The organism is Limimaricola variabilis (assembly GCF_034371605.1).
Lineage (GTDB): Bacteria > Pseudomonadota > Alphaproteobacteria > Rhodobacterales > Rhodobacteraceae > Limimaricola > Limimaricola variabilis.
Map to the genome: position 1 here is coordinate 2,008,743 of NZ_CP139691.1, position 8,758 is coordinate 2,017,500.

6 protein-coding genes, 1 tRNA gene and 2 rRNA genes (1 of these 9 running past the window's edge) are annotated in these 8,758 nt (G+C 65.2%); 6 read left to right on the top strand and 3 right to left on the bottom strand.

Annotation, left to right across the window (positions count from 1 at the left end; translation table 11 throughout):
* The first annotated feature begins 51 nt into the window (after positions 1–51).
* The 6 genes from T8T21_RS09985 to T8T21_RS10010 are packed head-to-tail and all read left to right on the top strand — an operon-like array spanning position 52 to position 6,816.
* Positions 52–831: an ABC transporter ATP-binding protein gene (locus T8T21_RS09985; RefSeq protein ID WP_322335482.1), complete on the top strand. Its 780-nt coding sequence runs from the start codon at positions 52–54 to the stop codon at positions 829–831.
* The gene (locus tag T8T21_RS09990; protein WP_183473204.1) at positions 821–2,779 is read left to right on the top strand and encodes an AMP-dependent synthetase/ligase; all 1,959 of its coding nucleotides are present in this window, start codon (positions 821–823) and stop codon (positions 2,777–2,779) included. The genes T8T21_RS09985 and T8T21_RS09990 overlap by 11 nt, the downstream gene beginning before the upstream one ends.
* Before the next feature lies 1 nt (position 2,780).
* The gene (locus tag T8T21_RS09995; protein ID WP_322335483.1) at positions 2,781–3,659 is read left to right on the top strand and encodes a branched-chain amino acid ABC transporter permease; all 879 of its coding nucleotides are present in this window, start codon (positions 2,781–2,783) and stop codon (positions 3,657–3,659) included.
* 3 nt (positions 3,660–3,662) lie between these two features.
* Positions 3,663–4,736: a branched-chain amino acid ABC transporter permease gene (locus T8T21_RS10000; RefSeq protein WP_322335484.1), complete on the top strand. Its 1,074-nt coding sequence runs from the start codon at positions 3,663–3,665 to the stop codon at positions 4,734–4,736.
* 35 nt (positions 4,737–4,771) lie between these two features.
* Positions 4,772–6,022: an ABC transporter substrate-binding protein gene (locus T8T21_RS10005; protein ID WP_183473195.1), complete on the top strand. Its 1,251-nt coding sequence runs from the start codon at positions 4,772–4,774 to the stop codon at positions 6,020–6,022.
* Positions 6,023–6,024: 2 nt separating this feature from the next.
* Entirely contained in the window at positions 6,025–6,816 is a 792-nt protein-coding gene (locus T8T21_RS10010; RefSeq protein ID WP_322335485.1) for an ABC transporter ATP-binding protein, read from the top strand.
* 211 nt (positions 6,817–7,027) lie between these two features.
* Here T8T21_RS10010 and T8T21_RS10015 read toward each other — a convergent pair.
* From T8T21_RS10015 to T8T21_RS10025, 3 genes are all read right to left on the bottom strand, one after another.
* Positions 7,028–7,104 (bottom strand) — tRNA-Met (locus tag T8T21_RS10015).
* Positions 7,105–7,195: 91 nt separating this feature from the next.
* Positions 7,196–7,310: ribosomal RNA gene (gene rrf, locus T8T21_RS10020) — 5S ribosomal RNA — on the bottom strand.
* A gap of 189 nt (positions 7,311–7,499) precedes the next feature.
* A 23S ribosomal RNA gene (locus tag T8T21_RS10025) occupies positions 7,500–8,758 on the bottom strand (it continues 1,576 nt past the right edge of the window).

Sequence of the window (8,758 nt, forward strand, 5' to 3'; positions counted from 1 at the left end):
ACATCGAATGGACCATTTGAGGCAGGCGCACCGACGCCCCGGGAGGATGGCGTGAGCGAACCGGTGCTGCAGTGCGAGAACATCAACCGCTTCTTCGGCGGCATCCATGCGCTCAAGGGCATCTCGGCCGAGATCCAGCAGGGCGAGATCTTCGGTCTCGTCGGCCCCAACGGCTCGGGCAAGACGACGCTGGTGAACTGCATCACCGGGTTCTACGCCCCGCAGCAGGGCCGGATCCTGTTCGAGGGCAAGCAGATCAACGGCATGCGACCGCATCGCATCGCCGCCAACGGCATCGCCCGGACCTTCCAGAACGTGGCCCTGTTCAAGGGCATGAGCGTGCTCGAGAACATCCTGATGGGTCGGCACATCTTCATGAATCCGAACCCGCTGGCGGCGCTGTTCTACCCGTTCTGGGCCGCGAAGGAAGAAGTCGCGCACCGCCGGAAGGTCGAACAGATCATCGACCTGCTGCAGCTCGAAAGCGTGCGTGACGAGCATGTCGAGGTGATCCCCCTGGGGCTTCAGAAGCGGGTCGAGCTGGCCCGCGCGCTTTGCGCCGAGCCGCGCATGCTCGTTCTGGACGAGCCGATGGCCGGGATGAACCAGGAAGAGAAGGAATACATGGTCCGCTTCATCCTCGACGCGCAGGAGGAGCTGAACCTCAGCGTGTTGATCATCGAGCATCACCTCGACGTGGTGACCTCGATCTGCGACCGCGTCCTGGTGCTCAACGACGGCAACAAGATCGCCGAGGGTCCGGCCCGTACCGCGATGTCGGACCCCGAGGTCGTCGCCGCCTATATCGGGGGGCAAGCCCATGCAGCATGATCCGCAGCCGTCCCGCGACCCGCGCATCCTGCACCCCGACTGGGAGCCGGGCGACACGCTGATCGCGCTTCTGGCGCGCAACGCCCGGACGCATCCCGACGGGATCGCGATGCGCGAACGCGACCACGGCATCTGGCAGCAGACCACCTGGGCCGGATATCTCGACGCCGTTCTGGCGCTCGCCGCCGGCTTCGAGGCGGCAGGCATCGGGCCGGGCGACATCGTGCTGGTGACCGGCGACAACCGTGCCCGGCTCTATGTCGCGACGCTGGCGCTGACCGCGCTGCGCGCGATCCCGGCGCCTGCCTATTCCGATGCCCGGCCCGAAGAGTTGCTGGACCAGATGATACGCGAGGGCATCCGCGCCGCGGTGGTCGAGGATCAGGAGCAGGTCGACAAGCTCGAAAGCCTGCGCGACCGGCATCCCGACCTGACGAAGATCTTCTACGACGATCCGCGCGGGCTCGGTGCCAAGGCGCCTGCAGGCGCCGCCGCGCTGGCCGATCTCGCCGAGAACGGCCAGGCCCGGCTCGCCGCCGAGGCCGGGCTGCGCGACGATCTGATCGGCCGCGCCACGGTGTTCGACACCGCTGTCCTGCTGCATTCCTCGGGCACCACCGGCGCGCCCAAGGGCATCCCGCTGCGCCACGGACACGTGCTCTCGGGCGTGCGCAACGCCGCCGCTGCCGGCTATTTCCGCGAGGGCGAGGAGCACATGGCCTACCTGCCGATGGCTTGGGTGGGCGATTTCAGCTTTTCGATCGCCGCCGCGATCGAGTTGCGGTTCACCGTCAACGTGCCCGAGAACCAGGAGACCGCGCTGCACGACCTGCGCGAGATCGCTCCGACGCTCTACTTCGCCTCGCCGCGCGCCTGGTCGGCGATGCTGACGCGGGTCCAGGTCGGCATCGCCGAAACCTCGGGGCTGAAGCGGCGGCTCTATGACCACTTCATGCCCTTCGCGCTCGAACTCGAACGCGCCCGGCTGGCGGGCCGCAAGCCATCGGCACTGCAGCGGTTCTGGCGCGGCGTCGGCGACGTGGTGATCTACGGCCCGCTGCGTGACCAGCTCGGCCTGCGCCGTGTCGCGCGGCCCTACACCGCCGGTGAGGCCATCGGCGAGGAGGTGTTCCTCTATTTCCGCGCGCTCGGCCTCAACCTGCGTCAGTTCTACGGCCAGACCGAGAACTGCGCCCTCGCCGTCGCGCAGTCGAGCGACGACATCAGCCTGACCACCGTCGGCCGCCCCTTCCCCGGGGTCGAGGTGCGGATCGACGAGACCGGTGAAATCCTGCTGAAGGGTGGCAACATCTTCGACGGCTACTTCGAGAACGAGAAGGCCACCGCCGAAAGCCTGCGCGACGGCTGGCTCTGCACCGGCGACGCCGGGCAGTGGAGCGATGACGGGCAGCTGATGGTGTTGGGCCGGTTGTCGGAGGTGATGCACAAGGCCGACGGCACGAGGTTCATCCCGACCTATCTGGAGAACCGGCTGAAGTTCGCCTCGGCGATCCGCGATGTCTGCGTCATCGGCAAGGACCGCGCCTTCCTCTCGGCGATCGTCTGCATCGACTTCGCGGCGGTCGGGCAATGGGCGCAGGAGCGCGGCCTGTCCTACACCTCCTATGCCGAGCTGTCGCAGCGGCCCGAGGTGCTCGAACTGGTGCGCCGCGAGATCGCCCGGCTCAACGATGCGGTACCGGCCGAGCTGTCGATCCGCCGCTTCGTGAACCTGCACAAGGAATTCGACCCCGATGACGGCGAGGTGACCCGGACCCGCAAGCTCAAGCGCGGGGTGATCGACGCGCGCTACGGGCAGATCATCGACGCGGTCTATGCCGGTCACGACGAGATCGAATACGAGGCGCGCATCACCTACGAAAGCGGCGAGACCGGGGTGCTGACCCGGGTTCTGAAGATCGGCGACCTGGACGGAGGGCAGCACTGACATGGCCTATTTCATTGAACTTCTGGTCAACGGTGCGCTGGTCGGGCTGATGTATGCGTTGGCCGCCCTCGGCTTCGTGCTGATCTACAAGTCGGCCGGGGTGCCGAACCTGGCGCAGGGCGCGCTGGTGATGATGGCCGCCTTCCTGGTCTGGTTTCTCGGCTCGCTCGGCCTGCCGATCTGGATTGCGATCCTGGCCGGCGCGGCGCTGATGTTCGGCTTCGGCCTCTTGGTCGAGCGGCTGCTGCTGCGGCGCATGGTCGGCCAGCCGGTGATCATGGTGGTGATGCTGACGCTCGGGATGGAGATCCTGCTGCGCGGGCTGATCCCCGGCGTGTTCGGCGCCTCGCCGAAATCGATCGACCTCGGCATCGGCCTCGCGCCGGTGATCGTCGCCGACGTGTTCATGAACCGCGCCTACCTGATCGGCGGGCTGGTCGCGCTGCTGCTGATCGGCGCCTCGATGCTGTTCTTCCGCACCCGGCTCGGCACCAAGCTGCGCGCGGTCTCGGACGACCACGTCGCCAGCTGGGCGGTTGGTCTGTCGGTCGAACGGGCGATCGGGCTGTCCTGGGGCATCGCCGGCATCGCGGCGGTCGGCGCCGGGGTGCTGTGGGGATCGGTGCAGGGGGTCGACTGGACCCTGTCGACGCTGCTGTTCCCGGCGATCGCCGTGGTGATCCTCGGCGGCATCGACTCGATCAAGGGGGTGCTGGTGGGCGGCCTTGCCGTGGGCATCCTCGGCAGCGTCATCCCCGGCTATCTCGACGCCTATGCGGGGGGCAGCACGCGCGACGTCGTCACCTCCGTCATCATCCTGCTGACCATCCTCGTGCGGCCGCACGGGATCTTCGGCCGCGAAGACATCGAGAGGATCTGAGCCATGTTCTACCGTCTTTCCGGCGTGCGCCACACGAGCTACCCGGCCGCCCGTCAACTCTGGCCGATCGCGGCCGATCGGTGGCAGGTCGGGGTGCTGGCTCTGCTGGCGCTGCTGGCGCCGCTGCTGATCTCGGACCTCTACCTCGGCAGCTACGCCCTGCCCTGGCTGATCTGGACCGCGGCGGCACTCTCGCTGTCGCTGCTGATGGGGCTTGGCGGGCAGCTGCATTTCGGCTTTGCCGCGGTGATGGCGATCGGTGCCTACAGCTCGATCCACCTCGCCCGCGGCGGCGTGCCCTTCGAGTTCGCGCTGCTCGGCGGCGGTCTCACGGCCGCGGTGATCGGCACCGCCTTCGGCGCCGCGGCGCTGCGGGTGAAGGGCCTCTATCTGGTGATGGCGACGCTCGCCATGCAGTACCTCGTGGACTGGGTGATCTCGAACGTGCCGGCGATCTCGGGCGGCGCGCAGGCGACGCTGCGCACGCCGGAGGTCTCGTTCCTGTGGATCCCGATCGACAGCCTCGACGCGCGCTACTACGTCGCGCTGCTCTGGACCGTGCTGATGACGCTGTTCTTCCTGAACGTGAAGCGCACCAGCTTCGGCCGGGCGCTGGCGGCGATCCGTGACAAGGACTTCGCCGCGGCGGTGATCGGCGTCGATCCGTTCCGCACCAAGCTGACGGCCTTCATGACCGCCTCCTTCGCGGGCGGCGTGTCCGGCGCGATCCTGGCGTTCTGCTACTACGGCGCGGTGACGCCGGAGCAGTTCGGCTTCAACGTCTCGATCCAGCTCGTCGCGATGGTGCTGGTCGGCGGCCTTGGCAGCGTCATCGGCGGCTATCTCGGCGCCGGCTTCGTGCTCCTGGTGCCGATCGTGCTGACCAACCTGATCGCCGGTCTCGGCGCGGCGGGCTGGTTCTCGATCTCGCAGAACCTGACGGCGCATCTGCCGCTGATCTTCTACGGCGGCATGATCATCGGCTTCCTGCTGTTCGAGCCGCTCGGCCTCGCCAAGATCTACGACAACATTCGGAAATATTTCCTGGTTTGGCCGTTCCGCCATTCCGGAAGCTGAAGGCCCGAAAGGGCCGTTGAGGGAGGAGGAACCCTATGACGATACTGAAGCGGATCGGGCAGCCGGCGGCGCTGGCACTTGGCTTGGCAGGTGCCGCCGGAGGTGCCGCGGCACAGGACAAGGAGCCGATCAAGTTCGGTCTCCTGCAGGACTTTACCGCCGTCTACACCTTCGTGACCGGCGAGTATAACCAGGGCCAGCAGGACTACCTGACGCTGGTCAACGAGGAAGGCGGCGTCGACGGCCACATGATCGAGGCCATCGTGCGCGATACCGGCAACGAGCCGCAGCGCGGCATCGAGGCCTACAACCGGGCGCGCGAGGAGGGCGCGATCCTGTTCGACTTCCTCTCGACCCCGGTGTCGCGCGGCCTGGTCGACCAGGTGATGAAGGACGAGGTGGTGCTGATCACCCCGCTGCACGGACGCGGCGACGCGGCGGCGGGCGAGACCTTCCCCTACGTGTTCCCGACGATGGCGACCTACTGGTCTCAGGCGGCGATCCTCGCCGATCAGATCAAGTCGAGCGACGGCCTCGAGGGCAAGAAGATCGCGGTGGTGCATATCGACAGCCCGTTCGGTCGCGAGCCGATGCCGGTGCTCGAGAAGATCGCCGAGGTCGAGGGCTTCGAGATCCGCGCCTTCCCCTATGCCAGCCCCGGCAACGAGCAGTCGGCCACCTGGTCCGAGGTGCGCCGCTACCGTCCCGACGTGGTGTTCATCTGGGGCGCCGGCGGCGGCCAGTCGGTGTCGGTCCAGCAGGCGATCCGCAACGGCATCGACCCCGCCGCCATCCGCTCCGTGGTCTGGATGGCCGAGACCGACGCCAACAATGTCGGCGCCGACGCGATGGTCGGTCTGAAGCGGTTCGAGGCGACCGCCACCGGCACTGACAACCCGATCCTCGAGCGCATCGTCGAGAAGGTGATCGAGCCGGGCCTCGGCGCCGGCGACAGCAGCAATGTCGGCTCGAGCTACTACAACATCGGCGTCGCGACGATGACCGTGGCGGTCGAAGCCGCGCGGCTGGCGCTGGAGCGCGAGGGCGCACCGCTGACCGGGCCCAAGCTGAAGGCCGGCTTCGAGATGATCGAGGGCTTCGACGCCGAAGGGCTTATGCCGCCGATCACCATCACCGCCACCGATCACCAGGGCGGCGGCTATGGCCGCGTTTCCGAGTGGACCGGATCGGAGTGGAAGCCGGTGAGCGACTGGACCACCGCCTATGAGGACATCGTCCACGAGGAGATCGAGACCAGCGCCGCAACCTACGCAGGGGGCAACTGAGCATGAGCGGACTCGCCCTTTCGAATGTCGAGGTCGTCTACGACAAGGTGTTTCTCGCCATCAAGGGCGTGTCGATGGAGATCAAGGAGGGCGAAATGGTCGCCCTCCTCGGCTCCAACGGCGCCGGCAAGAGCACCACGCTGAAGGCGATCAGCGGCCTGCTCGGCCCGGAGCGGGGCGACATCACCCGGGGCGAGATCCGCTTCGGCGACACCGATCTGCGCAGCCTCGGCGCGCCGGCCCGGGTCGATCACGGTCTGGTCCACGTTCTCGAAGGACGCCGGGTCTTCGGCCATCTGACGCCGGACGAGAATCTCGTCGCGGCCTATCGCGGCGGGCGAGCCGAACGGTCGTTCGAGGAGCTGCGCGACGAGGTCTACCGCTACTTTCCCCGGCTCAAGGAGCGTGCTCGCTCCAAGGCCGGCTACCTGTCGGGCGGCGAACAGCAGATGCTGGCGATCGGCCGGGCGCTGGTGACCGAGCCCAAGTTGATCATGCTGGACGAGCCGAGCCTCGGCCTAGCTCCGGTGCTTGTGGCCGAGATCTTCTCGATCATCCGCGAGATCAACCGGAAGCACGGGCTGACCGTGCTGCTGGTCGAGCAGAACGCGGCGGCCACGCTGGAGATCGTCAACCGCGCCTACCTGATCGAGAACGGCCAGATCGTCATGTCCGGCGAGGCGGCAACGCTGAAGGCGAACCCGGACGTCCAGGAATTCTATCTCGGCAGTGGCGGCAAGGTCGATTACCACGCGATCAAGCACTACCGCCGCCGCAAGCGCTGGCTCGCCTGAGCGGCGCGCGATGTCGGTCGCGCTCCGGCAGCGACCGACACAACCTTGGACCCTTGGGCCCGGTTCGAAGCTCAGAAACCGGCGAAACGACGTTCCAGCAGCAGCATTTTCTGAGTGGGATCACCCTGTCCAAGGCCCCATCCTGCGCCCTGCCTTTCGGCCTTCCCCCAAAGCGAAACGCCCCGCGGCTTGAGCTGCGGGGCGTTTGATTTGGTTGCGGGAGCAGGATTTGAACCTGCGACCTTCAGGTTATGAGCCTGACGAGCTACCGGGCTGCTCCATCCCGCGACAGGATGTTTGGCCTGCTGCGCGGAGCGCTGCTTGAGGCCGGATCGGTTCTGGCATCGTGTCAGAGAGAATGTGGGATGTTCTTTACTAGGTCTGGCGGTGACTTACTCTCCCACGTCTTGAGACGCAGTACCATCAGCGCAACGGCACTTAACGGCCGAGTTCGGAATGGGATCGGGTGTTTTGCTCGTGCTATGGCCACCAGACCGAGAAAAGAACATCTTCGGTGGCCTGCCGCGCGGGGCGCTGCTCGAGGCCGGTGTGGCCTGTCGCGTCGCTTGGGGGGAGGTCACCATATCAGCCGCCCTGCCCCGATTGGGGGGAGCGGTGTTCCAGGTCGTCGTACATTTCCTTGATTGTGTATGCTTTCGGATCCAGCCTTGCTGTTTCTGGATCGGATCAAGCCTATCGGACCATTAGTATCGGTCAACTGAACGCATTGCTGCGCTTACATCTCCGACCTATCGACGTGGTGGTCTACCACGGTCCTCAGGGATACCTTGTTTTGAGGGGGGCTTCCCGCTTAGATGCCTTCAGCGGTTATCCTGTCCGATCATAGCTACCCAGCACTGCCGTTGGCACGACAACTGGTCCACCAGTGGATCGTTCACCCCGGTCCTCTCGTACTAGGGGCAACTCCTCTCAAGTATCCTACACCCACGGAAGATAGGGACCGAACTGTCTCACGACGTTCTAAACCCAGCTCACGTACCTCTTTAAATGGCGAACAGCCATACCCTTGGGACCTGCTCCAGCCCCAGGATGAGATGAGCCGACATCGAGGTGCCAAACACTGCCGTCGATATGGACTCTTGGGCAGTATCAGCCTGTTATCCCCAGCGTACCTTTTATCCGTTGAGCGATGGCCCTTCCACTCGGGACCACCGGATCACTATGGCCGTCTTTCGACTCTGCTCGACGTGTCAGTCTTGCAGTCAGGCTGGCTTATGCCATTGCACTCGACGAACGATTTCCGACCGTTCTGAGCCAACCTTCGCGCGCCTCCGTTACTGTTTGGGAGGCGACCGCCCCAGTCAAACTACCCGCCACACAGGGTCCCGGATCCGGATGACGGACCGCGGTTAGACATCAAGAGTGCGAAGGGTGGTATCTCAAGGGAGGCTCCACGGGAACTGGCGTTCCCGCTTCAAAGCCTACCACCTATCCTGCACATCGCAATCCTGATGCCAGTGTGAAGCTGTAGTAAAGGTGCATGGGGTCTTTCCGTCTAACCGCGGGAAGCCGGCATCTTGACCGGCAATTCAATTTCGCTGAGTCGATGTTGGAGACAGCGGGGAAGTCGTTACGCCATTCGTGCAGGTCGGAACTTACCCGACAAGGAATTTCGCTACCTTAGGACCGTTATAGTTACGGCCGCCGTTTACCGGGGCTTCAATTCAAGGCTTGCACCTCTCCTTTTAACCTTCCGGCACCGGGCAGGCGTCAGACCCTATACGTCGTCTTGCGACTTCGCAGAGCCCTGTGTTTTTAGTAAACAGTCGCCACCCCCTGGTTTGTGCCCCCGGCCTCTACTTGCGTAAAAACCGGGCCTCCTTCTCGCGAACTTACGGAGGTATTTTGCCGAGTTCCTTCAACATCGTTCTCTCAAGCGCCTTGGTATTCTCTACCAGTCCACCTGTGTCGGTTTAGGGTA